Raw genomic sequence first — 24,712 nt, 5'->3', positions numbered from 1 at the left:
TTTCCCAGATATTATTTTTATAACTCTTCTAATAATCCACAATAACTATCAACTACTTTAGGATAAGGCAAGTTAGGTCTAGTAATTAACAAGACTGGTATCTCTAATTCTAAAGCGGCTTCCAATTTAGTGTCTAATCCTCCTGTTTTGCCACTTGCTTTTGTTACCAGCAAATCAATATTATAGTCTCTTAATAGAATCTTATTTAATTCTTTACTGAAAGGTCCTTGCATAGCAATTAAATTTTGTGGAGTAAACCCTAATTTTTCTACCTGCTTAATAAACTTACCATTAGGTAATACTCTAGCTACCAATCGCTCCTGCCAATTCTCTATTTCTTCAACAAAGAAGTCTAAATTCTTACTTCCAATAGTCAATAATATTCTTTTGAACTCCTTTACTTCTTTAACTACCTCTTGGTATCCTGCGGCTTTAATTACTAAATTATTATCTGGAACTTCTACTTCTTTTCGTTCAAATCTAATATATTTTCTATCTAACTTTTTACTTACCTCAAGTGCATTATAAGAAACTTGTTGAGCAAAAGGATGGGTAGTATCAATAATAGTTTCAATATTATACTCTTTAATTAAATTCTTCATCTTCTCTAAATTTAACTTTCCTTTAATTACTTTAATACCTAATTCATCTAGTAGTTGATAGCCATAATCAGTCACTACTGAGGCAATAACAGGATAGGCTGCCTGTTGCAAACTTTTGATTATCTCTCGACTATCTTTAGTTCCCGCTAATACTAAAATCATACTTGATAACCTCGCGGAGTAGTCATTAAATCTTGAGCTGTAAATGTTTCTGAATTTCCAATAATTACAGTAGTCAACATATCAATTTTATGTTTTAACATATCTTCTAAGGTTGTAATTGTTACTTCTTCCGCTCCACGTTTAGCTTTACGAACAATTCCTACTGGAGTATCAGCAGGTCTATGCTCTAAAAATATCTCTCTAGCTATCTCAATCTGCTCAACTCGTTGTCTACTCTTAGGATTATAAAGAGCTATAATAAAATCACCTTGAGCAGCTTTAACCAATCTATCTTTAATTACTAGCCAAGGAGTCAATAAATCACTAAGACTAATTACAGCATAATCATGCATTAAAGGCGCTCCTAAAGAGGAAGCAGCAGCATTTGCAGCTGTAATTCCTGGTACTATCTCTACTGAAATATCTAATTTTTTTGTAACCACCAACTCTAAAATCAAACCAGCCATACCATAAACTCCTGGATCGCCACTACTAACTATTGCTACTTTCTGACCTTGATTAGCTAACTCAATTGCCTTTTCACTTCGTTCAACCTCTGCTCCCATACCAGTACTTACTATCTCTTGTTCATCAGATAATATCTCACTTACTAGGTTAATATAAGTCTTATAACCAACTACCACATCTACTTCCTGTAGTAGACGATAGGCCTTAAGACTCATCTGTTCAATATCTCCTGGGCCAACTCCTACTACATAAAGTTCTCCCTTACCAGTGCTACTGTTACTTTGTTGTTGATTGTTTTCGGTAATAGTAACTCCCCCTTTTGAATACTCAACTGGGCTGCTGGCTCGCATACTCCACCAACTCCTATCTGTTCTTTAACAAATTCTGATCTTGTATAGTCTAAATCAGCCTCTTTAATCTCCTCTCTAGCAATAATATCAACTGGTATATCTAGCTCTTTGGCCGTATCTATGATACCAGCCTCATCTTCTTTTAAATCTATAGTAGCCAATTTTTTAATACTTGCCTGATGTAAATCTAACTTCTGTAAAGCAGAGAAAATCGCTGTTTTAACTTGGTTAGCACTAACTCCTCTGCGACATCCAACACCTACCACTATATTCTGCGGGATTAGTTGTAAATAAGGTTTTGTCAGTTTAATATCTTGGTTAGAAATAATAACTGGAAAACCTTCTACTTCTCCTAACTGCTCTAGAGGAAATAAACTAACCTCTTCTGCTAAATTTAAATCCAATTCTAAATCTGTAAAAATATTGACCTGCCTTCCATTAACTAAAGCTGCATTAGCTAACTTTAAATTTTTCCAAGGTACAACTTCACAATTGAGCTTCTTTGCTAACAGATCAAAAGCCAATTTATCCTGACAATCAGTGGCCGTTGTAATTACTGGATTAGCCTCAATTAAACTAGCAACTTGGTTAGTTAACTGGTTGGCCCCTCCTAAGTGACCTGATAAAGTACTAATTACATTCTCAGCTGTCTCATCAACTGTAATCACAGCCGGATCCTCTCTTTTATCTCTAAGATAAGGTGATATTACTCTAACCACAATTCCTAAAGCCATAATAAAGATCAACCCATCATACTGAGTAAATAACTTACTAACCAGTTCCTTTAATGAAGAATCAAAGGTATTTACATCCTTTCTAGACTCAACCTTAGCTGCTAAATATAAATCGACTTCTAGCAATTCATCTAAGCTATAAGCCAACTCTTTTCCTGCTTCAGTTAAAGCAATCACAGCTAATTTCATTCTTCTTTAGCCTTTCTAAAGCCATGACTAAAGTTCTTATCATATAACTTAGAGTGACTATAATCTGTATCTAAAAAGTCACCTACTAGAATCATAGCTGTTCTATCAATTCCAGCAGCTTCAATTTTACCAACTATATTAGATAACTTTCCTTGGACTACCCTTTCATCACTCCAAGATGCTTTTTGTACAACGGCTATTGGAGTCTCTTGAGAATATTCTTCTTTCAATTCCTCAACTACTTCATCAATCATATGAATACTTAAAAAGATAGCCAGTGAAGTATTATGTTTAGCTAACTTATGTAATTGTTCTTTCTTAGGTACAGGAGTTCTACCTTCTAGCCTAGTAATAATTACAGTTTGAGCTACATCCGGTAGCGTAAACTCTCGTTCAACAGCTGCAGCAGCAGCTAAAAATGAACTCACTCCAGGAATTATTTCATAATCAATCTCTGCTTGCTTTAAATAATCAATCTGCTCTTGTAAAGCCCCATAAATACTTGGATCACCTGTATGTACCCTTGCTACTGTATTACCTTCTGCTCTAGCTTCTTCCATCTTAGTAACTACTTCCTCTAGCGTCATTCCTGCGCTATTATAAACCTCAGCCTGTGGTGCATACTCTAAAATTTCTGGATTAACTAATGAACCAGCATAAATAACTACTTCAGCTTCTTCTAAAGCCTTCTTTCCTTTGATTGTTAATAACTCTGGATCACCTGGACCTGCCCCAATAAAGTATACTTTCATATTTAACCTCCTTTTTAATTTTAAACTTAATTGATATTAAGTGTCACTTTTATCAAAAAGTTTCGATAAAACTTTAAGTTCAAAAGCTATTTCGGAGAAATAAAACTCACTTATCGCTACTCAAAGTTATTTAAACTAAAATACTACGTCATATTAAACAATTAAAAGCTTTTTTATTAAGTATTTATACTTTATAACCGCTCCGTTCAAACATTATTTCTCCCAAATTCAAAGTCTTTAAAAAAGAAAAGATTATTTTAATAATGGGGCTCTTTAGAGCTTAATTGCTTTTAGTTTTAACTATTAATTGTCAATTCTCAATTATCAATTAAAGTGACGCAATATATCAATAATGTTTCATTTATTCACACAGATTCCTCACACTTGCCACTAGCTTTAACAATAATCATCGATAAATAATCTATCTTTTCTCCTACTAAAGAATCTAAATCTGAAGTAATAAATTCTATCTCTTGACCACAGCGACTAATGAAGGTAGCATTATCTTTTAAGTCCAATTCAGTCAATAAATCAACAAGTGCATCATAATTTTTACTTACTTTCATTAGTACTACATTAGAAAATTTAGATAATATATCCTCTAGTTCCTCTAAATTAGAAGTAGCAGGAACAATAGCTATCTTTTCATCACCTTCAGTTAAAGGTAGATTAAGACGAGAACTAGCCGCATTAACTGAAGTAATCCCTGGAATTGTTCTTAAATCTATCTTAGGATACTTAGTCTTAATCTTCTTTAAGATATAAATATAAGTACTATACAATAAAGGATCACCTAAAGTAATAAAAGCTACATCCTTACCTTGCTGTAGTAAATTAACTATTTCTTGACTAGCTTCTTCCCAAGCTGCTTTTAATTTATCTTGGTCACGAGTCATAGGAAAGTATAATTCATTTACCCTCTCTTGACAGTCAACTACTTCTTTTACAATCTCTAATGCTAGACTATCTTTTTTACGTTTAGATTGAGGAGTACAAATTAGGTCAACTTCTTCTAAAATTCGTTTTGTCTTTAAAGTTATTAACTCTGGATCACCTGGGCCAACTCCCAGTCCATATAATTTACCGACCATCTTATCACCTCTTAATTCCACTAATAATGTATACTGGATTCATTCCTTGTAGCATTTGATACTCTCCTACTTCCTTGGTTCTAGTAACTGCTAGATTACAGATTTCTAAGTCATAATCTAACCTTTCTAACTCTTCTCTAGCAGTAGTCAAAGTATCTAAAGTAATAGCATTGATTACTACTCGACCATTATTAACTAGCTTCTGATCCACTACTTTCAAAATCTTATCAAGTTGGCCCCCACTCCCACCAATCATCACCCGCTCAACTGTTGGTAGATCCTTAAGTGCTGCAGGAGCTTCTTGGCCAATTACCTCTACATTATCTAATTCAAACTTAGTTAAGTTATTCCTAATTAACTCAACTCCATCAACTTCCCTTTCTATAGCATAGACTCTACCCTGCTTAGCTTGCAGAGCAGCTTCTACTGTTAAAGACCCTGTTCCAGCTCCTATATCATAAACAATACTATCTCTTTTCAACCTCAGTTTAGAGATAGTAACTGCTCTAACCTCTTCTTTAGTCATTGGTACATTATCTCTAATAAATTCAACATCAGGAATCCCTGGAGTTTGATAAGACCAGCTACTCATCATAGATCACCATGACTGATAATCCTCCAAATTTTTCTTGGCTCAACTTAATCAGACTTCCTCTGATCATTCGCTCTGAAGAATAAGCTAAGTTCTCAGCTACTAGTCCCTGTTTAGTAGTCACTCCCTGTTCTAATAAAAATTTAGCAATCTCTTGTGGTGGAAACTGCTGGTCAGTAAAGAAACCTACTTTAGTTTCTTCTTTAACTAACTTTACTAGTTTCTGTCGATTATCACTGCCATGTAAACTAGTAATTTTAGCATCTTGCCAAACCATTTTACCTTTAGCAAATCCTAACTGTAAAGCACTAACTCCGGGAATAACCTCTAATTTATCTTCAACAAAATATCTTTTTAAATAACTTAACATACTATACAGACCAGGGTCTCCAGATACCAAGACAACTATCTGCTGTTGTTTGTAATTTTCTATAATATAATCTTTAATCTCTTCTAAATTAGCAGTAATTTTTATCTTCTCTTTATCAGATTCAGCAAACAAATCTAAAGCTCTTTGGCCCCCAATTAAGACATCTGACTTACTAACAATCTTTTTAGTAATTGGTAACAGATAATCTTCAGTTCCTGGTCCAATTCCTGCAACATAGATTTTATTCATGTAGATAAACCCTTTCCATTTCACTTTTAAATTAGATGCTCATAATTTAACTTAATTGATATAAAGTGGCACTTTGTGCCATAGCTATCAGTCGTCTGTCGTCAGTCGTCGGCTAAGTCAAATTCAAAACCACAGATATATTTTGACTCCTTAGAATATCGGAATTGTAAGAATTTAGTTTTTGAATTTAAAGCTTTTGAACTCCTATGAGTCCTACGGACTCTCCGTGAAAATCTGCTGATAGCACATAGCAAATAGCTCACAGCTGTGTCACTGAAAGTGACACACTATATCACTTTAAACTTAACCACCTATATTAGTAACCTTCAACTGTCAACTGTACACTATCAACTGCACTTTCCAACGACTCCATCCTCCATAGAAAATAGTAGACTCTTTACTTCTAAAGCATTATCAGTATAATCCTGAGCTCTAATCATCACCCTTTTAGCCAACAGATTAAAGACTTCTTCCCACTCTGTACCTTTAACTATTCCCACTGCCTCTTCGGCAGTATTGGCTGTTAAAATTCTGTTAATCAACTCTTGGCTACCACCTAATGAAGCCGTATAAGCTGCTATTGTTTCTAATCTAGCATCTGCTATCTTACTATGTGTATTAAAAACTCCGGCGGCTACTTTAACTAATTTACCAATATGACCTATCAGAACTATCTGCTCTACTTCCTGCCTCATACAATGGTCTAACATAAAACCAACAAAATTACTCATTCTAATAATTTGTTCCTCTTTAAAGCCTAATTCTATAGCTTGCTTCTTTCCGTAGTTACCAAAGACTAGTACCAACTCTTCTACTCCAATGGCCTGGGCTTGATCAATTCCTATAGCTAAAGAATCTTTATAGGCCTCTTCAGACATTGGTTCGACTATTCCTGTTGTGCCTAAGATAGAGATACCACCTTTAATTCCTAGCTTAGGATTTAATGTTTTTTGAGCTGTCTCTACTCCTTTAGGTACTTCAATAGTTATTCTCACTCCAGCCTCTGAAGGTAAAACTTTACTAACTTCTTCTCGTATCATCTGGCGCGGAACTGGATTAATAGCAGCCTGCCCTTTATCTACTGGTAAGCCGGGTTTAGTAACTTTTCCTACTCCTGTTCCTCCTACAAGCTCAATCCCTGAATCAATTCTTTCTACTTTAGCTCTAATCTCTAAACCATCTGTTACATCAGGATCATCACCACCATCTTTAATAATAGCAGCTTGAGCATAATCAGGATCTAACTTAATATTTACTACTTCTAAGTCAAGCTCAATTCCAGCTGGTGTATCAATCTGAACTTGATTAATCTTTTGTCCACTGAAAAATAGCTCAGTTGCTGCTTTAGCTGCTGCTGTAGCAGTACTACCAGTTGTATAACCTCGTCTTAACCTCTTGCCATTCTTAATAACATAACTTTCAAAAGTCATTGAACTACTCCTCTAATTAACATAGTCATGAGTTTTGAGTTGTGAGCTATGAGCTAAGTCAAAACCATATATTTTAGGAGCATGAATTAAATTTATTATTTTGATACTGACTGGACTCACGACTCATATCCCACGACTCACAGCTAATATAAAGTGGCACTTTATATCAGTCACTGACACTAATTCCTCACACTGACACTTAATTATCAATCCATATAAAGCAGTGCATTCATAATAGATGCTGCTACTGCACTACCACCTTTTCTACCTCGCACAGTAATATAAGGAATATCTAATTTTTCTAGTTCTAGTTTAGACTCTTTAGCTCCTACAAAACCAACAGGAGTTCCAATGATTAAGGCTGGATTGGCCTTGTCTACTTTAACCAACTTAATTAATTCAAATAAAGCAGTTGGAGCATTACCAATTACAAAGACTTGATTATCCTTATTTTTTATTGCCTGACGCATACACATCATTGATCTAGTAATTCCTGCTTCTTTAGCCTTTTTAGCAACCTTTTTGTCACTAATAAAACAATTAACTTGGCCTCCTAAGGCACTAACTTTACGCTTATTAATCCCTGCTCTTAACATATTAACATCTGTTACAATGTTGGCCCCTGATTCTAAAGCTTGCAAACCAGATTCTATAGCCTCATCAGAAATAATTACTAATTCCGTAAATTCTGGATCAGCTGTAGCATGAACTACTCTCTTAACTACCTTTTCTTCTTTAGCTGAACAGTCAAGTTCACCTATCTCTTCTTTTATAATTTCCATACTCCTTCGCTCAATTTCCTTTGGATCTTGTAGAATCTCCATTCTATCCCTCCTTATTTTTTATCAATTGACAATGTACAATTTACATTTTACAGTCATTTTTTCTTTATATTCTAGATTTTATGAAAAATTATTTTTAGATTCTTAACTGTTCACTGTCAACTGTTCACTGTACACTGTTATCCCACTGCTTTGATTTGATCTACTAAAATTTCTGCAATTTTTTCATTTGCCCCAATATTCTTACCAAATACAAATTCAATCTCTGGATATTTATCTTCAACTTCTTTAATTAATTCTGGAATATCTTCTTGAATATGTACCCCAGGAAATAAAAATAAAGGAATAATAATTACTTTATTCACTCCTTGCTTAGCTACTTTAGCCACGCTCTGTTCTAAATTTGGCTCTGCTAACTCCATTGATGCCCGCTCAACTAGATCATAATCGACCTTATCTTCAATCATCTCTACAATTTTAGCAAAAACTGAATTCGCTTCATTAGTTCTGCTACCATGCCCTAAAATAATAATTCCTGTCTTCATATTAGCTCCTCCTTCTAATCTTCAATCATTCTTAAAAGTTCTTCTTTACCTTTAGGAATAATCTCATTATCTAATCCCCCTTTAGTTTTAAGTCGATTATAAACTTCTACTAGCCAAGGTTGAGTTAGATTGGCTTCTTCTATAAGTTCTTGATTTTGAAAAATTTTTTCTGGCTTTCCTTGCCCAATCATTCTTCCTTGCTTCATAATATAAGTATAATCAGCCCAAGAATAAGCTAAATCAACATCATGAGTAGCAATAACTACTGTTATTCCTGACTGTTGTAGTTGCTTAAAAAGAGCCATTATTTCTTCTGTAGCTTGTGGATCGAGCCAAACTGTTGGTTCATCAAAAATAATCACCTCTGGTTCCATTACTAAAACATCTGCAATTGAAACCTTCTTCTTCTGCCCATAACTTAACTGTTGAACTGGTTTATCTTTTAAATTACTGATTCCTATTGTCTCCATTATCTGATGAACCCTACTTTTTACCTCTTCTTGAGCCAAGCCTAGGTTTAAAGGACCAAAAGAGATCTCCTGCATAACATCTGCCGAAAACAACTGACTATCAGGCTCCTGAAAGACAATACCAACCCTTTTTCTTAACTCTGTTAATGATCTTTGATCATACTTAATCTTTTTTTCTTTAAATAACATCTCCCCTTGCTGAGGTTGTAAAATACCATTTAAATGAAGGAATAAAGTAGACTTTCCTGCTCCATTTGGCCCTAATATAGCTACTCTTTCCCCTTTAGGAATAGTTAAGGATAAATTTTGTAATACTTCAGTACCATCTTGATAGCTAAATTGAATATCTCTAACTTCAATTATTGGGTTAGACAATTAAATCTCCTCCTAATACAGCAACTACAACTAAAATCACTTCTATTAAAATAATAACTATTAAATTTCTAATAGATATTGTATAATCATAATTTATCACCTTTATCTGTCCCTTATATCCTCTAGCTTCCAGTGCTATTTGCAACTTCCGAGCTCGATGGTAAACTTCAATAAATAAATTAGAAACTAGTTGACTTAAAGAAGATAAAGATTTCCTAAAAGAAGAATAGCCTAATCGAGATAATTGGGAAATCCTAATCTGTTCAGCACTTTCTAAAAATATAAATAATAACCGATAGATTAAAAGCATCAATTCAATAAAAATCTCAGGTAATTTAAGCTTTCTTAAAACTGAAATTATTTCTACCATGGGAGTAGTTAAAGCTAAAAAATAGAGACTAGATACTGTCGCTAAAGATTTAAAAGTCAGCTGTAAAGCAAAAATAATATTCTGCCTACTAATCCCTAAATTAATTCCCCATAAATTTAGATACCATAAAAAATGATTATTCGCTCTACTAATAGAAATTATAATAGGCATTATGCTAATCAATAAAAAAGAACTAGGAATCATAAACAATTTAATAACTACCTGACTAGAAATCTTAGCTCCTAGAATAATAGCTCCAACCATCAATAAAATAATAAATAAAGAAGTAACTATAGAATTAGCAACTAAACAGATTATCATTGTTAATATAGCAAATAACAACTTTTCTCCTGGATGAATTGAACGTAATTGATTGGAATAAGCATACTGATCAATATCTAACATCTCTATTCTGTTCCTGCTGCTATCTGAGCCTCTTCAAAAGTAGCCATATCACTGATAATCTTAGTTGCAGCTTCTACTAAATTCATACTCAAAACTGCTCCTGTTCCTTCTCCTAATCTCATATCCAAATCTAATAATGGTTCTAAATCTAACAGATTATAGATTTCAATATGGCCTGGTTCTACTGATTTATGTGATGGAATCAAGTAATCTGTAACCTGTGGGTTGAGTTTCTTAGCAATCAAAGCTGCAGCTCCTGAAATTAAACCATCTACTATAACCGGTACTCGATTAGCAGCTGCTGCTAACATAACTCCAGCCATACCTGCTATCTCTAAACCACCTACTTTAGCTAAAATATCAATTCCATCATTAACTTGAGGTTGATTTACTTCTAAAGACTGAGCAATTACCTGTTTTTTATTGTTTAATTTTTCTTTACTAATTCCTGTCCCATGACCAACTATCTCATCTAATGATAGATTAGTAATAGTAGCTAAAATAGCACTACTAGCCGTAGTATTTCCTATCCCCATCTCACCTGTTCCAATCAAATTAGCTCCTTGAGAAATTAAATCTTCTCCAACTTCAACCCCTACTTCTAAAGCAGCCCTAGCTTCCTGATGAGACATAGCAGGCCCTTGGGCTAAATTATCAGTTCCTTGTTTTACTTTCTTAACAACTAAATTCTCAGTTTCTAATTCATTAGCAACACCTATATCTACTACTGTCACTTCCGCTTCCATCTGTTTAGCCAACACATTAACAGCAGCTCCTCCATTCAAAAAATTATACACCATCTGGGTAGTGACTTCTTGAGGAAAAGCACTTACCCCTTCTGTTACTACTCCATGATCAGCAGCCATTACAACATGATGTTTCTGGTCAACCTTAGGAAATAACTTTCCAGTTATTCCAGCTAATTTAACTGCAATCTTTTCTAACTTACCTAAACTACCTGGTGGTTTAGTTAAACTATCTAACCTTTTTTGGACCAGATCCATCTTTTCTTGATCTAACTTTTCAATTTTTGTAACTGTCTCTTCTAATAAACTCATTTTTATGCCTCTCTTTCTTTAAATTTAAACTTTGTCTGTTTCAATCCAATATAATAACCTATAACTCCTGCTCCTAAAGCAGCTTGTAAAGCAAAAAGTAGACTTTCAATTTCTCCACTTGGAGGCTTCCAAATAACATGAAACCAAGGTTCATAATTAGGGCTTACTTCTTTGATTATTCCTTGAGCAGTTCCATCAGCTCCCCCAAATTCAGCCTTAGGATTAATTAATAATGGGGCTATAACTAAAACTACTATTACCATTAATAATATTAAGTTCTTATTAGTTAAACTCATACTAGCCCTCCTTAGACAGAACTAATAAATGTTGTAGTTCATTCTCACTATATCTACTAATTAAATTAAAAATCAAGACTGTTAGCAATCCTTCAATAACAGATAAAGGAAGTTGCGTAACTGCAAATACACCCATAAATTTAGCAAGTGAAACTATAAAACCTCCTTGTTGAGCAGGAAAAGCCACAGCCAATTGAGTAGCTGTAGTCACATAGGTCATCAGATTACCTAAAGTAGCTCCTAAAAATACTGCTAGACTAACAGATAACCCTAACTTTCTAATCAACTTATAAACTCCATAAGCTACAAATGCCCCTACTACTGCCATAGAAAAAAGGTTAGCCCCTAAAGTAGTTATTCCACCATGAGCCAACAACACAGCTTGAAAAATAAGTACAATACATCCTAACACAACCATAGGCCACGGTCCAAATAAAATAGCTCCTAATCCTATACCAGTTGGGTGAGAAGAACTACCTGTTAAAGAAGGTAGTTTAAGTGATGATAATACAAAGATAAAAGCTCCAGCTACTGCTAATAATATCTTTACACCAGCACCTTCTTCTTTAGCTAATCTTCTAAGGTGCTTAATTCCGAAAGCTAAAAATGGCAGAATTACTAGCCACCACAAACCTGCCCACTTAAAAGGTAAAAATCCTTCGGCTATATGCATGGCATAAACTCTTTCTGAATAATAAAATAATCCTATTAATAAATAAATTCCTATTACCAAGATATTATTTTTATTCTTCATAAGTCAGTCCCCCAATATATCAAAAGTATTTAAATTAAAAAATTATATATGGTCTATTACTAGGAGAATCCTTTCTAACTACCACATCTGCACCATATACCTCTTTTATATTTTCAGAAGTAATTATATTCTTCGGCTTACCAAAATCATAAATTTGGCCTTGTTTAAGCAGTAGTAGTTTATCACAATATTTAGCAGCTAAATTTAAATCATGCAGTACAATTAAAATAGTTAATTGTTGATTACAATTAAGCCTTCTTAATAAATCCATTATCTCTAACTGATAATTAATATCTAAATTAGAAGTTGGTTCATCTAATAATAGTACTTCTGGCTGTTGAGCCAAACTTCTAGTTAAAATAACTCTCTGCCTCTCTCCGCCACTGAGTTGACTTATAGGTCTATCAGCCAACTTTAAAGTATTAGTTAACTCTAAAGTTTCATTAACTATATTTAAATCCTCTTCTGTTTCACTACTGAATCTATCAATATAAGGACTTCTGCCCATCATTACTAGCTCTCTGACTGTAAAATCAAAATTAAGACTAGTATTTTGAGGTACAGTGGCTAATTTTTTAGCTATTTCTTTCTTCTTAAATCCTTGTAGATCAAAATCATCTAAGCAGATAGCTCCAGAATTAGGCTGAAAAATATTATTTATATTCTTCAATAAGGTAGATTTTCCAGAGCCATTAGGGCCAATTAAACCTATAAACTCTCCTTTTTTAATAGCAAAACTGATTTCTTGTAAAACTTCTACTTTGCCATATTTATAACTTAATTGATCAACTTCGATCTTACTAGCAATCCTTACCTCCTCCTATCTTCCCTTTTAAACAATTATAAGTATACTTTACTGATTATTATATTATTGATATTAAGTGGCACTTTCGTGCCACAGCTATCTGTCGTCTGCTGTGTGTAGATGGTCTTTATCACGAAGAGTTTCTATGAAACTCGTAGGGTGAGCTAAATCAAAGTCAAACCATGAATACAATTAAAACCCTAGAATATAGAATTTATAGGAAATTAGAGGTTTTGAATGTAACGGTTTTAAATTGGCTGATAGCACACAGCACACGACACACGACTGTGTCACCTATAGTGACACAATCTCTACTTTTATCTAAAATTTGTAGTCTTCTTCTTATTTAATAAGTAAAGAAAGAAAGGACCACCAAATAAAGAGGTTATAATTCCTACAGGAACTTCAGTAGGTGCAATTACTGTCCGAGCAAAAGTATCAGTTAAAATTAAAAATACTGCTCCTACTAAAGCTGAACTAGGAATTAAAATTCTATGGTCTGGGCCAACTAATAATCTTACTAGATGAGGAATAATCAAACCTACAAAACCAATTACTCCACTTCCAGCTACTGCTACTCCAGCCAATAAAGATCCAATCATTAATAGTATCTTCTTTATCTGTTCTACTTCAATTCCTAAGCTTTGGGCTGACTCCGCACCTAATAACATAATATTTAGATCCCTAGCAAAAATATAAATTAAAAGGTAACCAAATATAATATAAATCCAGATCATTTCTACTGTATCCCAATCAGCTGAAGCCAAACTACCCATTATCCAGAATATAATCTGTTGCATACTTTCATTATGAAAGACCATTAATAAAGAAACAATAGCCGATAAAAATGAACCTACTGCTACTCCTGCTAACAATAGAGTACTTACTGAAACCTTTTGCCCCACTTTAGCTAAATTATAAACAATAAAAGTTGTTAATAATGCTCCTATAAAAGCAAAAATAGGAATACTATTTGAAAATTTAACTCCCCAGAGCATACCTATAGTAGCCCCTAAAGATGCTCCAGAAGAGATTCCAATTACATAAGGATCAGCCATTGGATTCTTTAGTAAAGCTTGAAAGACTGTCCCAGAAGTTGCTAAAGCTACTCCTACTAAGCCAGCCAATAATACTCTAGGCAATCTAATCTTAAAAATAATAGTCTCATTAATTCCAAAATCCTTCCCTATGCTAAATATCTCTTTAGCATAAGGAACTTTACTTAATAAAATCTTTACTACCTTTAGAAATGGTATTTTAACTACTCCTAAACTAGTTGCTAGTATAACTGTTAAGACTAAAGATATAAATAATGCTAAAATAACTACTCGCCATTTTCTCTCTTTAGTTTGCATATATCATCAACTCTTCTTGTTAGTTTTTCTTTGCTAATTTTTTAAATAAAAAGTTAAAATAACTCTGGATGAATAGCTTTAGCTATCTCTTCTAAAGCAGTCACTATTCTTGGCCCAGCTCGATTAACAATATCGGGATTTAAGATATAGACTCTTCCTTCTTTAATTGCTTTAATATCTTGAAACTTATCTCGTTTCATAATTTCTTTCTTACTTACCTTATTAGTAGCAAGATAAACAGCAGGATTCTTGGCTAACAGAGATTCAAAACTATATTGTGGCCAAGCACTTTGGGCATCATAAGCAATATTTACTCCACCAGCTAAAGAAATCAAATTATTGATGAATGTATTTGGCCCAGCCGTATATAAAGGTTTCTTCCAGACTTCATAAAATACTTTTGGTCTCTTTTTCACATTTCTTTTAACCTTATTAGTAACCTTTTCAACCTTATTTTTCATCTCAGTCGTAACTTTATCTGCTTTACTTTCTTTATCAGTTACCTTTCCTACTAAATTAATAGTAGTCATGATCTCATCTATAGTCTGAGGATTTAAACCAATCACATTAACTCCTAACTTCCTTAATCTCCTAATTACTGATTTAGGATTAGATGCTGCTGCCAAAACTAAATCTGGCTGTAATTGAATTATTTTTTCTAAATTAGGCTCTTTAATATTTCCAACCCCTGTTACTTTAGTAGCAGGCTGAGGATAGTCAGCATATTCAGTAACTCCTACTATCCTATCTTCTAATCCTAACGTAAATAGTGTTTCAGTATGATTTGGTGCTAAAGAAATAATTCGTTGTGGTTTCTTATTAAGTCTCACCTTATTATTTAAATCATCTACTACTGTTACTGGATAATCTGTTGCTTGGGCAACACTTCCTCCTAATACTATAATAGCTACTAGTAAATAAAGAGTATATTTAATCTTTGGTTTCATTTCTTTCCCCCTCTTTTATAATCAAAAAACCCTCAATCTTGTTAGCAAGATTGAGGGTAAATATAAGTAAACATAGATATCCTTATTATCTACTACCTTCTTGCTACCGAAGTGATAGTTATCAACTAACTAGGCAGGTCTCCTGACTTCTAGCTTAACATCAAGCTCTACCTTCCCCAGTCTAAGCTGAGTGGCATCTTAAGCTCAATATGCTAGTTACAGTGGCGGGCCCGCTCAGGATTTACACCTGATTCCCTATTCTCCTTTAGCCGTACTAAAGGCACCTAATTAGTAACTAATATTCTGTTTTATTTCTTAATAGATACATTCTTTAATGATTATAAAGTTCCTTCTTTAAAATCAAATTTAAAAATAATAATTAGGTAGATTCTCTTCTAATCAATTTTGGTAAAACCTTCTCATGTCCTAATTCTACTGTAACATCTTTCATTCTTTTAAATAACATATCAATAGCAAGCCTTGACATTTCATGCTTAGGTAATGCCATAGTACTTAAATTTGGTCTAATATATGTAGCTACACTATCATCAAATCCTATAATTGCCATATCAGCAGGAATTTTTATCTCTAATTCATTTAGATTATCTATAACTCCTGTCCCCATTATGTCATTATAAACAAAGATAGCAGTTAATTCAGGATTTCTCTGAATTAATCTTTTACTAAGTCGAAAACCTTCTTGTCGAGAAAATTCATCTCCTAATTCAATATAGTCTTCATTTACATCTATTCCCGCTTCATTTAGAGCTTTTTTAAAGCCGCTAAGTCGCTGCTCTGTTGTCTTACTCTCTTTAACGCCAATAAAACCAATTTTAGAATGTCCTTGATTAAGCAAATGTTCTGTGGCAGTTCTTCCTCCTGCTAAATCATCTATTGTGACGGTATCAATTTCACCAATTACTCTCGCTCCAGCTAATCCGACTATAGGTATATCTTCTGAAATTACTGTTTCAATCAAATCACTTTGTATAACTTCCCAAGTTAAAGTTGTAATAATCCCATCAACTCTATTTTCTAATAAATTCTTAGTATATAAATTAGCTCTATCAATTTGACTTTCAGTATTACAAAGGTAAACACTATATCCCTTTTCAAAGGCCATATCTTCAATATACTTAGCAATTTGTGAAAAGAAATTATTACTAACAGAAGGAACAATATAAGCTAAGGTATGAGTTGTCTGACTAGAAAGAGCTCTTGCTATTCTATTTGGTCTATAATTTAATTCTCTTACTGCCTGTTCCACTCTTTTAGTTAACTCATCACTAACATTGACTTCTGAATCTTTATTAATAACAGCAGAAACAGTAGCAACTGAAACTTCAGCTTTCTTTGCTACATCTTTCATAGTAGCCATTTATCTACCCTCCTTAACACCTTATCAATAATATCTATTCGTATATAACCTATTCTAATCGCTTAGATGATACTATTATATATTATGATAACTATTACTGTCAAATAGTATAAAATCAATCTATGATCCTTTGAAAAGTGTAAATGAGGGAAAATAATAATAAAAAAATTTAATCTATATAAAATCTATATTCTGTTCTTGCTCTATATAAATGATCTGAAGTATAAGTTTTAGTAGGAAATTTATCTAAGTTTATTGCATTAGGATAATCTTGAGTTTCTAAACAGACTCCTAATCTTTTTTTAGATTCTACTCCATCACTTAATAATCCTTCATCTCCAAGCTGGTTGCCAGCATAAAATACTACAACTGGTTGATCAGTTGAAATACTAACTGCTCTACCAGTTTCTTTTTCTTTAAGAACTATACTGTCTTTATTATCTTCTAAAACAAAGGGATGATCAAAACCATCTGTAAATTTAAGCTGTTTATAATCTAGCTCTATATCTTTACCAATCTCTTTAAGTTCTCTAAAATCAAAAGGAGTATCTTCAACTTCTCTGATTTCTCCTGTAGGAATTGATTCTTCATCAAGAGCTACAAATCTTTCAGAGCTTATCATCAACTGATGATCTAGCATGTCAGTTTTACTACTACCTGATAAGTTAAAGTAAGTATGATTAGTTAAATTAATAATAGTTTCTCGATCCGGTTTAGCTTTATATTCTACTATTAATTTATTCCCCTTTAGTAAATATCTAACTGTGAATTCTACATTAGCTGGAAAGCCTCCTTCTAAATGAGGACTAAAATAACTTAATTCTATTCCATCTTCTATTTCTGTAACATCCCATATCTTTTTATCAAGACCAATTGGCCCACCATGCAAATTATTTGTATTTTCATTTTGGGCCAACTTATATATATGGTCATTAATAGTAAATTCTGCTCCTTCTATCCTACCAGCATGGCGTCCTATAATAGCACCAAAGTAAGGAGATCTCTCTTCGTAATCTTTAATATTATCAAATCCTAAGACTATATTTTCCTTATTTCCATCTTGGTCTGGAGTATATATTTCTGTAATAACCCCTCCATAATTAAGCACATTTACTTGTAAATTTTCATTAATTAATAAGTATTTAGTTACCTTTGCACCATTTTTAAGTTTACCAAATTGTTCTTTTTTAATTTTCATTCCTTCCCCCCCTATAACTCCTAAGCTTAGCAGATTTATTTCTAAATTAGTTCTACCTAAAACACGTTGTTCCATAAAAACAACTCACTAATAAACTATCTCAGTTGGTTATAGACAGTAATATCTATGCCAACTGAGATAGTTTAAAACTTAATGCTATTATAATTTAGCTAAAATGTCCTGAGTTATCTTTTCAGCTTCAAAACCAAACTTCTGAGCAACCTCTTCACCTGGTCCACTAGCACCAAAAGTATCCATACTTACCAGATGATCTCCTTGTCTTAAGAACTGATACCAGCCTTGACCAACACCTACTTCCATAGCCACTCGTAAAGTAGCTGGGTCACCTAAAACTTGGTTTACATAGTCACTACCCTGAGCTAAGAATTTATCTCTATCTGGAATAGATACAATGCGAGCAGACTTTCCTTCTTCTGCTAACTTATCTGCTACTTCTACTGCTAGAGATACTTCACTACCACTAGCTAATAAAGTAACCTCTGCATCTTCCTCTTCACTGACTACATAACCACCTTTATAGATAGCAGTAGTATCATCTTTTTCTATATGTGGTAGACTCTGACGAGTTAAAACTAATACTGTTGGCCCGTCTGTTCTCTCCATGGCCTGAGCCCAAGCAGCTTTAGTCTCTTCTGCATCACCTGGTCTAATAACTTTTAAGTTAGGTATTAATCTCAGTGATTCTACATGTTCAACTGGCTCATGAGTTGGCCCGTCTTCTCCTACATAAATAGAGTCATGAGTCAAAACATAAACTACTGGTTGATTCATTAAAGCAGATAATCTGATTGCCCCTCGCATGTAATCGGAGAAGACAAGGAAGGTTGATACAAATGGTCTTAAACCGCCATGTAGCATAATACCATTAGCCATTGCTGCCATAGCATGCTCTCTAACTCCAAAACGGAAGTTGCGACCTTGATACTCACCTGCTTGAATCTCATCATATTTATTTAAGTAAGTCTTGTTAGATGGAGCTAAATCTGCTGACCCTCCTACTAGATAATCAACTTCATCTGCAATCTTTCTTAATGAAGCACCAGAAACATTTCTAGTTGCAACTGGAGTTTCTATTTCAACCTCCTCAACTATCTCTCGTAAGTCAGTTGGTAACTCTTGGTTGTGAGCTTGATCCCATTTCTCTTTAAGCTCTGGATTGGACTTGGCCCACTGGGCAAATTCTTCTTCCCACGCTGTTCTTTCTTCTTTAAGCTCTTCTTGTCTTTGAGCAAAGAAATCCTTTACTTCATCTGATACATAAAAATCAGTATCAACTGGTAAACCTAAATTTTCTTTCATCCCTTTAATTTCTTCTGTTCCTAACGGGGCACCATGTGCTGAGCTCTTTCCTTCTTTATTTGGAGCGCCAAATCCAATCTTAGTTTCTGCCACAATTAAGCTTGGCTTATCTGTAACCTTCTTAGCTTGAGCAAGGGCTGATTGAATAGCTTCTGGATCATGCCCATCAACTCCATCAATTACATGCCAATCACAAGCCTTAAATTTGACTGGCACATCTTCTGTAAAGGTAATATCTGTGTCACCACCAATAGAAATCTCATTATCATCATAGATAGCAATTAATTTACCCAAATCTAGATGGCCTGCTAAAGAGGCTGCTTCAGATACGATTCCTTCCATCATACCTCCATCACCAAGCAGAGTATATGTATAGTGATCTACAATCTCAAACTCTTCTGTATTATATCTCTCAGCTAGCATTCTCTCACTGACTGCCATTCCTACTGCATTAGCAAATCCCTGTCCTAGTGGCCCAGTTGTAGTCTCTACACCATCAGTCTCGTCACACTCAGGATGACCTGGTGTCTTGGAATCCAATTGCCTAAACTCTTTTAAATCATCTAAACTCACATCAAAACCTGATAAGTGTAATAATGAATATAAGAACATAGAACCATGACCTGCTGATAAGACAAATCTATCTCTGTTAGGCCAACTCGACTGACTTGGATCATAACTCATCTCCGCTCCATAAAGTACACTTCCTATTTCAGCACAACCAAGTGGTAAGCCTGGATGGCCTGAGTTAGCTTTTTCAACTCCATCAGCTGATAAACCTCTAACTATATTAGCTACTTGCTTTAACATCTCTTTTCCCTCCTATTCTCAATTACTCTTTTGTACTCTCCCAATCATCTAAAAATCTCTGAATTCCTATATCAGTTAAGGGATGCTTAGACATCTTCTGTACGACTCCAAATGGAATTGTAGCAATATCTGCTCCTATTAATGCTGCTTCTTTTACATGGCGAGGACTTCTAATACTAGCTGTTATGATTTCACTATCTAATCCATAATTCTCTAAGATCTGATTAATCTCTTCTATCAACTTCATTCCTTCATGGGCTCTATCATCTAAGCGACCTACAAATGGACTAATAAATGTTGCTCCTGCTTTAGCAGCTAATAAAGCCTGATTAGCTGAAAATACCAATGTTACATTAGTCTTGATCCCTTCATTTTCTAAAACTTTGACTGCTTTCAACCCTTCTTCTGTCATTGGAATCTTAACTGCTACATTAGGGGCCAACTCAGCTAACTCTCTAGCTTCTTCGATCATTCCTTCAGCCTCAAGACTGATAACTTCAGCACTTACTGGTCCCTCTATTAGTTCACAAATCTCTTTAATTCGAGTATGAAAATCAACATCTCCTTCTCTAGCAACTAAACTTGGATTAGTTGTTACTCCATCAATCACACCTAAACTTGTAGCCTTCTTAATCTCCTCTAAATTAGCAGTATCAATGAAAAATTTCATCTCTTATCACTCTCCTATATATTTTTTATTCTATTCTTCTAAATAAAAGATACTATCTATATCAAGTAATAAATAATCTAGATTGGCCAAGTCATTCATAGATTCAGCATCCTATAAATCTTCAACTTAAACCACCACTATTTCTAAATATTCACTCTAATATTTTATTGATTATTCTAAATATTCAACGGCTGCTCTTTCCACAGGAAGACACTCTTTATATCTCTCCATAAAGACTTCAAAACCTTCAACATCTTCAGAATCGGGTTCAATGATGGATTCGTTTTGATCTGTAAAAATATATTTATTAAGAAAGCCTTCTAAACTTTCATCCTCTTTTTTATTTAGACAATAAGATGCTAACAGGGCAATTCCCCAAGCACCACCTTCACCGGCAGTTTCCATAACAGAAACTGGTGCATTAACTGCTGCAGCCATCAAACGCTGAGCAACACCTTCTGTCTTAAATAAACCACCATGACCCAGCATCTTATCCAACTTGACACCTTCTTCTTTTAAAAGAATATCCATTCCTATCTTCATAGCACCTAAAGCACTCTGTAGATTAACACGCATAAAGTTTGCCAAATTGAAATTACTATTAGAAGATCTTGCAAACAATGGACGACCTTCTTCAAAACCTGTTATATGTTCCCCAGATAGATATCCATAAGCTAAAAGACCACCACAATCTTTATCACCTTCAAGTGCTTTGTTGAATAAAGTGTCATATAAAGTTGTCATATCTACATCAAAGCCTAGAGAAGTCGTTACTTCTTTAAAGAGATTAATCCAAGAATCTAAATTAGAGGCACAGTTATTGGAATGAGCCATAGCAACTAGTTTTCCTGATGGTGTTGTTACTAAATCTAGTTCAGAATGAGTTTCTTCTAGATTATCTTCAAGAACTACCATTGCAAAAATAGATGTACCAGCTGATACATTCCCTGTCCGTTCAGCAACACTATTAGTAGCTACCATACCTGTTCCAGCATCTCCTTCAGGTGGACACATTAAACTTCCGGCTTCAAGTTTCCCTGAAGGATCAAGAAGTTGGGCTCCCTCTTCAGTCAGTCTACCTGCATCTTCTCCTGCAAGTAATGTTGTCGGAAGAATATCTTCTATCTTCCAGGAAAAATTCTTGTCTGCCACTAATTCATCAAATTGATTCAACATTTTTTTATTAAAAGAGCCTGTTTTAATATCAATTGGGAACATTCCTGATGCATCTCCAACACCTAATACTTTTTTACCAGATAACTTCCAATGAACATAACCTGCTAAAGTCGTCATATAATTAACTTCACCTACATGATCTTCTCCATTTAAGACTGCTTGATATAAATGGGCAATACTCCATCGCTGTGGAATAGGATAATCAAAGAGGTCGGTTAATTTTTTACTTGCTTCTTCAGTAAAGTTATTACGCCATGTTCTAAAGGGTACAAGTAGCTTATCATCTTTATCAAAAGACAAATATCCGTGCATCATTCCACTAAAACCAATAGAAGCCACCTTGGTCAGTTCAACATCATAGTTGGCCTTAACATCATCTGCCATATCTCTATAACTGCTTTGAACCCCTTCCCAAATCTCTTCTAGGCTATAGGTCCAAACTCCATCTATATAACTATTTTCCCAGTTATGACTACCTGTAGCAATTATTTCATTATTCCCATCAAGTAAGACTGCCTTAATCCGGGTTGAACCAAATTCAATACCTAACACAGTATTTCCATTATTAATCATTGCTTGGGTTTCTTTTGGCTCTGAATTCATAAATAAACCTCCATCCTTGATTATTTTGACTAATTATTATTGTCCATAATAGGCATTCTTACCATGCTTTCTTAAGAAGTGTTTATCTAGCAAAACTCGATTAATTGCTTGAATCTCTGGCGTTAACTTTACAGTTCGATAAGCCATCTTAGCTACTTCTTCCATTACAACTGCATTATGAACAGCATTAGCAGCATCTTCGCCCCAAGAAAAAGGTCCATGATTATTAACTAAGACTCCTGGTAGATATGATGCCTTCTTATCTACCAATGTTTCTACTATTACATGTCCTGTTTCAGCCTCATACTCTCCTTCAATCTCTTCTTTAGTCATCTTTCTAGTGCATGGTATATCACCATAGAAGTAATCAGCATGGGTAGTTCCTAACGCAGGAATTGGTTTACCTGCTTGAGCCCAACTAGTAGCCCAGGAAGAATGAGTATGAACTATGCCACCAACTTCAGAGAAATTATTATATAAAACTAAATGAGTTGCCGTATCAGAAGATGGACTTAAATCACCTTCAACTTTATTGCCCTCTAAATCTACAACAACCATATCGTCTACTGTCATTTCCTCATATGGTACACCACTTGGTTTAATCACTACTAATTCTTTCTCTCTATCAATTCCACTTACATTTCTGTAAGCAGACTTTGAGCTTTAAAAAATCGGACAGCTTTCTTTAAAAATATTTGTCCTTTAAACAGCATTTTAACACCATTAAAACCTAAATAAACCAAACCATCCTATCCTAAAATAACCTATAGATATGTAAAAATCCCCTTGTGCAGGGGAAAAGCAGATAACTCATCTACTTAATTAACTCTCTATGTAAACTAATGTTGCTCTAGCAATCTTGCTGGGAGATAACCCCTTAATCAGCTTAAAAATGTCATTCTTATCTAACGCTTCTATGCTCGTAACTTTCATCAAGCAGTCCATGAACTTATGCCCCTCTACTTCTTGAAGTATCTTTAGAGCAGAATCCATATCACTGCAATAAGCAGGTGCTAAACAACCATAAAATTCTATAACTTCTCCATCCTTTCTAGCTTTCTCCCAGCTACCACCTACTAAACAAGTAGAAGTTCCTCCTTTGCCGTCTTTTTCAGCATTAGGGTCATATACATAATTAGCTGCTCCAAATACACTGTCCTCTGCTTTGATAACATTAAACTCAAATATCCTCTCAGCTATAATCTGTTCAACTTCTTTTGCTGACTCTAAAAACTCTTTTTCGTTTAAATTTAAAATTTCATCAATATTCATTTTAACACCTCCGATAGTGTCTGTCCGATTTAAAATAAAGCAAGGAGGCTCGGATAACCTCCCTTTCAACTATAGTCTAGAACTACAGCCTAGCTTACATACTATTCTACCATATATTGATATGAAATCCAATCTAAGTTTATAGTCACTATTGACCATAGACTTTATTCTATGTTAGGAATCAACTTCATTACATCTTTGCCAAATATCTTCCTCTTCAAATTATGACTATTGCAATGCTTGAGTATCCCTAAGTAGGATTGGACTGTCGCATTTAGCTTATCTAATCCTATATCTCCTTCCTTAAACTTAACTGATAACCTCTTAATCCTTCTTTTCATCTTCTTCTTAGTGCTTTTACGCAACTTTCTATGGGTAGCCCAAGTCACATAGCCACAAAAATCAATCCCTAAATCAACTGGTCTTACTGCTGTTTTATTATTTAATTCAAGGTGCAAGTAATCTTCTAGAAATACTTCAATCTCCTCTCTAATCTTATGCAACTCTTTCTTGTCCTCGCCTAGTATCACAAAATCGTCCATATACCTTATATAGTGCTTAACTCTTAAATTATGCTTCACATACTTATCTAGCCAATCCAGATAGACGTTGGCAAACAGCTGGGAAATTAGGTTTCCAATTGGAATTCCTATCCCTCTTACCTTTTCTCTTTCAAAATAATGGTCTCCTAACTGCACACCAAACTCTCCGTCATCCTTTTTAATGATTTCCCAGATGAGGTCTAAAGTATCCTGACAGCCTATTTGCCTCTTAATAATTTGAAGTAGCCTCCTGTGGTCAATCCGATAAAAGTATTTTGCTACATCAGCCTTGAGATAATAATGTTTTTTAGGGCTTCTGTCTAACTTTCGCAACCAATATTGTAGCTTCTCAACTGCATAATGAGTTCCTTTGTCATGTCGGCAGGCACATGAATACTCGTAAAACTGATTATCGAAGATAGACATTATCTGCCTATATATTGCCCATTGAACTATTCGATCACGGAAGGGCAACGCCATGATAAGTCGTTTTTTCGGCTCATATACATAAAATCTATTATATTCACCTACTTTATATTGCTTGTGAATTAGCTCATTCTGCAACTGAATTAAATTAGATTCTAATTGTGCA

General features: G+C 34.2%; 25 protein-coding genes, 1 pseudogene and 1 riboswitch. All 26 genes and pseudogenes read right to left on the bottom strand.

Annotation, left to right across the window (positions count from 1 at the left end; translation table 11 throughout):
* Window positions 1–17 precede the first annotated feature (17 nt).
* The 26 genes and pseudogenes from cobK to ACYQ39_RS12190 all read right to left on the bottom strand — a co-directional run bounded on the left by cobK (window position 18) and on the right by ACYQ39_RS12190 (window position 24,684).
* Window positions 18–764 (bottom strand): precorrin-6A reductase, encoded by a 747-nt coding sequence (gene cobK, locus ACYQ39_RS12315; RefSeq protein ID WP_459843552.1) that lies wholly within the window; start codon window positions 762–764, stop codon window positions 18–20.
* The gene (cobJ, locus tag ACYQ39_RS12310; protein ID WP_459843550.1) at window positions 761–1,582 is read right to left on the bottom strand and encodes a precorrin-3B C(17)-methyltransferase; all 822 of its coding nucleotides are present in this window, start codon (window positions 1,580–1,582) and stop codon (window positions 761–763) included. Before cobJ ends, cobK begins: the two co-directional genes overlap by 4 nt.
* Window positions 1,477–2,505 carry a cobalt-precorrin 5A hydrolase gene (gene cbiG / locus ACYQ39_RS12305; protein WP_459843548.1) on the bottom strand — a complete coding sequence of 343 codons (1,029 nt, stop codon included), beginning with the start codon at window positions 2,503–2,505 and terminating at the stop codon, window positions 1,477–1,479. Before cbiG ends, cobJ begins: the two co-directional genes overlap by 106 nt.
* Window positions 2,502–3,257 carry a precorrin-4 C(11)-methyltransferase gene (cobM, locus tag ACYQ39_RS12300; RefSeq protein WP_459843546.1) on the bottom strand — a complete coding sequence of 252 codons (756 nt, stop codon included), beginning with the start codon at window positions 3,255–3,257 and terminating at the stop codon, window positions 2,502–2,504. The genes cbiG and cobM overlap by 4 nt, the downstream gene beginning before the upstream one ends.
* A 365-nt stretch (window positions 3,258–3,622) precedes the next feature.
* Window positions 3,623–4,348: a precorrin-2 C(20)-methyltransferase gene (gene cobI / locus ACYQ39_RS12295; RefSeq protein ID WP_459843543.1), complete on the bottom strand. Its 726-nt coding sequence runs from the start codon at window positions 4,346–4,348 to the stop codon at window positions 3,623–3,625.
* A gap of 4 nt (window positions 4,349–4,352) precedes the next feature.
* A complete protein-coding gene (gene cbiT, locus ACYQ39_RS12290; protein ID WP_459843540.1) occupies window positions 4,353–4,940 on the bottom strand; it encodes a precorrin-6Y C5,15-methyltransferase (decarboxylating) subunit CbiT in 588 nt (195 codons plus the stop codon).
* Window positions 4,933–5,559 (bottom strand): precorrin-6y C5,15-methyltransferase (decarboxylating) subunit CbiE, encoded by a 627-nt coding sequence (gene cbiE, locus ACYQ39_RS12285; protein WP_459843538.1) that lies wholly within the window; start codon window positions 5,557–5,559, stop codon window positions 4,933–4,935. Before cbiE ends, cbiT begins: the two co-directional genes overlap by 8 nt.
* Window positions 5,560–5,906: 347 nt before the next feature.
* A complete protein-coding gene (gene cbiD / locus ACYQ39_RS12280) occupies window positions 5,907–6,989 on the bottom strand; it encodes a cobalt-precorrin-5B (C(1))-methyltransferase CbiD (RefSeq protein ID WP_459843535.1) in 1,083 nt (360 codons plus the stop codon).
* Between the two features lie 206 nt (window positions 6,990–7,195).
* Window positions 7,196–7,813 (bottom strand): precorrin-8X methylmutase, encoded by a 618-nt coding sequence (locus ACYQ39_RS12275; protein WP_459843532.1) that lies wholly within the window; start codon window positions 7,811–7,813, stop codon window positions 7,196–7,198.
* Window positions 7,814–7,950: 137 nt separating this feature from the next.
* Window positions 7,951–8,316 carry a sirohydrochlorin chelatase gene (locus ACYQ39_RS12270; protein WP_459843530.1) on the bottom strand — a complete coding sequence of 122 codons (366 nt, stop codon included), beginning with the start codon at window positions 8,314–8,316 and terminating at the stop codon, window positions 7,951–7,953.
* A gap of 14 nt (window positions 8,317–8,330) precedes the next feature.
* Window positions 8,331–9,161, bottom strand: a complete 831-nt coding sequence (locus tag ACYQ39_RS12265; protein WP_459843528.1) for an energy-coupling factor ABC transporter ATP-binding protein — start codon at window positions 9,159–9,161, stop codon at window positions 8,331–8,333.
* Window positions 9,154–9,936, bottom strand: coding sequence for a cobalt ECF transporter T component CbiQ (gene cbiQ / locus ACYQ39_RS12260; RefSeq protein WP_459843526.1), 783 nt, complete (start codon window positions 9,934–9,936; stop codon window positions 9,154–9,156). The genes ACYQ39_RS12265 and cbiQ overlap by 8 nt, the downstream gene beginning before the upstream one ends.
* A gap of 2 nt (window positions 9,937–9,938) precedes the next feature.
* Window positions 9,939–10,994 carry a nicotinate-nucleotide--dimethylbenzimidazole phosphoribosyltransferase gene (gene cobT / locus ACYQ39_RS12255; protein WP_459843523.1) on the bottom strand — a complete coding sequence of 352 codons (1,056 nt, stop codon included), beginning with the start codon at window positions 10,992–10,994 and terminating at the stop codon, window positions 9,939–9,941.
* Between the two features lie 2 nt (window positions 10,995–10,996).
* Window positions 10,997–11,290 carry an energy-coupling factor ABC transporter substrate-binding protein gene (locus ACYQ39_RS12250; RefSeq protein ID WP_459843520.1) on the bottom strand — a complete coding sequence of 98 codons (294 nt, stop codon included), beginning with the start codon at window positions 11,288–11,290 and terminating at the stop codon, window positions 10,997–10,999.
* 1 nt (window position 11,291) lies between these two features.
* Complete coding sequence (locus ACYQ39_RS12245) at window positions 11,292–12,044, bottom strand: energy-coupling factor ABC transporter permease (protein ID WP_459843517.1); 753 nt, start codon at window positions 12,042–12,044, stop codon at window positions 11,292–11,294.
* A gap of 34 nt (window positions 12,045–12,078) precedes the next feature.
* Window positions 12,079–12,840 carry a heme ABC transporter ATP-binding protein gene (locus ACYQ39_RS12240; RefSeq protein WP_459844357.1) on the bottom strand — a complete coding sequence of 254 codons (762 nt, stop codon included), beginning with the start codon at window positions 12,838–12,840 and terminating at the stop codon, window positions 12,079–12,081.
* A gap of 326 nt (window positions 12,841–13,166) precedes the next feature.
* Complete coding sequence (locus ACYQ39_RS12235) at window positions 13,167–14,204, bottom strand: FecCD family ABC transporter permease (RefSeq protein WP_459843514.1); 1,038 nt, start codon at window positions 14,202–14,204, stop codon at window positions 13,167–13,169.
* A 53-nt stretch (window positions 14,205–14,257) separates the two neighbouring features.
* The gene (locus ACYQ39_RS12230) at window positions 14,258–15,151 is read right to left on the bottom strand and encodes an ABC transporter substrate-binding protein (protein WP_459843512.1); all 894 of its coding nucleotides are present in this window, start codon (window positions 15,149–15,151) and stop codon (window positions 14,258–14,260) included.
* A 115-nt stretch (window positions 15,152–15,266) separates the two neighbouring features.
* A riboswitch (cobalamin riboswitch) is annotated at window positions 15,267–15,454 on the bottom strand.
* A 76-nt stretch (window positions 15,455–15,530) separates the two neighbouring features.
* A complete protein-coding gene (locus ACYQ39_RS12225) occupies window positions 15,531–16,529 on the bottom strand; it encodes a LacI family DNA-binding transcriptional regulator (RefSeq protein WP_459843509.1) in 999 nt (332 codons plus the stop codon).
* A 169-nt stretch (window positions 16,530–16,698) separates the two neighbouring features.
* The gene (locus ACYQ39_RS12220; protein WP_459843507.1) at window positions 16,699–17,727 is read right to left on the bottom strand and encodes an aldose epimerase family protein; all 1,029 of its coding nucleotides are present in this window, start codon (window positions 17,725–17,727) and stop codon (window positions 16,699–16,701) included.
* 159 nt (window positions 17,728–17,886) lie between these two features.
* Complete coding sequence (gene tkt / locus ACYQ39_RS12215; protein ID WP_459843505.1) at window positions 17,887–19,857, bottom strand: transketolase; 1,971 nt, start codon at window positions 19,855–19,857, stop codon at window positions 17,887–17,889.
* 22 nt (window positions 19,858–19,879) lie between these two features.
* The gene (gene fsa, locus ACYQ39_RS12210; RefSeq protein ID WP_459843503.1) at window positions 19,880–20,527 is read right to left on the bottom strand and encodes a fructose-6-phosphate aldolase; all 648 of its coding nucleotides are present in this window, start codon (window positions 20,525–20,527) and stop codon (window positions 19,880–19,882) included.
* Between the two features lie 171 nt (window positions 20,528–20,698).
* Window positions 20,699–22,306, bottom strand: coding sequence for a xylulokinase (locus tag ACYQ39_RS12205; protein ID WP_459843501.1), 1,608 nt, complete (start codon window positions 22,304–22,306; stop codon window positions 20,699–20,701).
* Window positions 22,307–22,342: 36 nt separating this feature from the next.
* Window positions 22,343–22,948: pseudogene (locus ACYQ39_RS12200) on the bottom strand (L-ribulose-5-phosphate 4-epimerase); the annotation flags it as partial.
* A 180-nt stretch (window positions 22,949–23,128) separates the two neighbouring features.
* The gene (locus tag ACYQ39_RS12195; RefSeq protein ID WP_459843498.1) at window positions 23,129–23,578 is read right to left on the bottom strand and encodes a hypothetical protein; all 450 of its coding nucleotides are present in this window, start codon (window positions 23,576–23,578) and stop codon (window positions 23,129–23,131) included.
* A gap of 164 nt (window positions 23,579–23,742) precedes the next feature.
* The gene (locus ACYQ39_RS12190; protein ID WP_459843496.1) at window positions 23,743–24,684 is read right to left on the bottom strand and encodes a reverse transcriptase/maturase family protein; all 942 of its coding nucleotides are present in this window, start codon (window positions 24,682–24,684) and stop codon (window positions 23,743–23,745) included.
* Between the last annotated feature and the right edge of the window lie 28 nt (window positions 24,685–24,712).

Source organism: Halanaerocella petrolearia, assembly GCF_054657875.1.
This window is presented reverse-complemented; position numbering and strand designations above follow the sequence as displayed.

What these genes read in the sequence shown, in the direction of transcription:
- cobI (WP_459843543.1), bottom strand. Translation starts at nt 4,348, where the DNA reads ATGGTCGGTAAATTATATGGACTGGGAGTTGGCCCAGGTGATCCAGAG.
- cobT (WP_459843523.1), bottom strand. Translation starts at nt 10,994, where the DNA reads ATGAGTTTATTAGAAGAGACAGTTACAAAAATTGAAAAGTTAGATCAA.
- ACYQ39_RS12195 (WP_459843498.1), bottom strand. Translation starts at nt 23,578, where the DNA reads ATGAATATTGATGAAATTTTAAATTTAAACGAAAAAGAGTTTTTAGAG.
- ACYQ39_RS12205 (WP_459843501.1), bottom strand. Translation starts at nt 22,306, where the DNA reads ATGAATTCAGAGCCAAAAGAAACCCAAGCAATGATTAATAATGGAAAT.
- ACYQ39_RS12275 (WP_459843532.1), bottom strand. Translation starts at nt 7,813, where the DNA reads ATGGAGATTCTACAAGATCCAAAGGAAATTGAGCGAAGGAGTATGGAA.
- cobK (WP_459843552.1), bottom strand. Translation starts at nt 764, where the DNA reads ATGATTTTAGTATTAGCGGGAACTAAAGATAGTCGAGAGATAATCAAA.
- cbiT (WP_459843540.1), bottom strand. Translation starts at nt 4,940, where the DNA reads ATGAGTAGCTGGTCTTATCAAACTCCAGGGATTCCTGATGTTGAATTT.
- ACYQ39_RS12250 (WP_459843520.1), bottom strand. Translation starts at nt 11,290, where the DNA reads ATGAGTTTAACTAATAAGAACTTAATATTATTAATGGTAATAGTAGTT.
- cobM (WP_459843546.1), bottom strand. Translation starts at nt 3,257, where the DNA reads ATGAAAGTATACTTTATTGGGGCAGGTCCAGGTGATCCAGAGTTATTA.
- ACYQ39_RS12230 (WP_459843512.1), bottom strand. Translation starts at nt 15,151, where the DNA reads ATGAAACCAAAGATTAAATATACTCTTTATTTACTAGTAGCTATTATA.
- ACYQ39_RS12270 (WP_459843530.1), bottom strand. Translation starts at nt 8,316, where the DNA reads ATGAAGACAGGAATTATTATTTTAGGGCATGGTAGCAGAACTAATGAA.
- fsa (WP_459843503.1), bottom strand. Translation starts at nt 20,527, where the DNA reads ATGAAATTTTTCATTGATACTGCTAATTTAGAGGAGATTAAGAAGGCT.
- cbiD (WP_459843535.1), bottom strand. Translation starts at nt 6,989, where the DNA reads ATGACTTTTGAAAGTTATGTTATTAAGAATGGCAAGAGGTTAAGACGA.
- cbiE (WP_459843538.1), bottom strand. Translation starts at nt 5,559, where the DNA reads ATGAATAAAATCTATGTTGCAGGAATTGGACCAGGAACTGAAGATTAT.
- cbiQ (WP_459843526.1), bottom strand. Translation starts at nt 9,936, where the DNA reads ATGTTAGATATTGATCAGTATGCTTATTCCAATCAATTACGTTCAATT.
- ACYQ39_RS12245 (WP_459843517.1), bottom strand. Translation starts at nt 12,044, where the DNA reads ATGAAGAATAAAAATAATATCTTGGTAATAGGAATTTATTTATTAATA.
- cbiG (WP_459843548.1), bottom strand. Translation starts at nt 2,505, where the DNA reads ATGAAATTAGCTGTGATTGCTTTAACTGAAGCAGGAAAAGAGTTGGCT.
- ACYQ39_RS12225 (WP_459843509.1), bottom strand. Translation starts at nt 16,529, where the DNA reads ATGGCTACTATGAAAGATGTAGCAAAGAAAGCTGAAGTTTCAGTTGCT.
- ACYQ39_RS12235 (WP_459843514.1), bottom strand. Translation starts at nt 14,204, where the DNA reads ATGCAAACTAAAGAGAGAAAATGGCGAGTAGTTATTTTAGCATTATTT.
- cobJ (WP_459843550.1), bottom strand. Translation starts at nt 1,582, where the DNA reads ATGCGAGCCAGCAGCCCAGTTGAGTATTCAAAAGGGGGAGTTACTATT.
- tkt (WP_459843505.1), bottom strand. Translation starts at nt 19,857, where the DNA reads ATGTTAAAGCAAGTAGCTAATATAGTTAGAGGTTTATCAGCTGATGGA.
- ACYQ39_RS12220 (WP_459843507.1), bottom strand. Translation starts at nt 17,727, where the DNA reads ATGAAAATTAAAAAAGAACAATTTGGTAAACTTAAAAATGGTGCAAAG.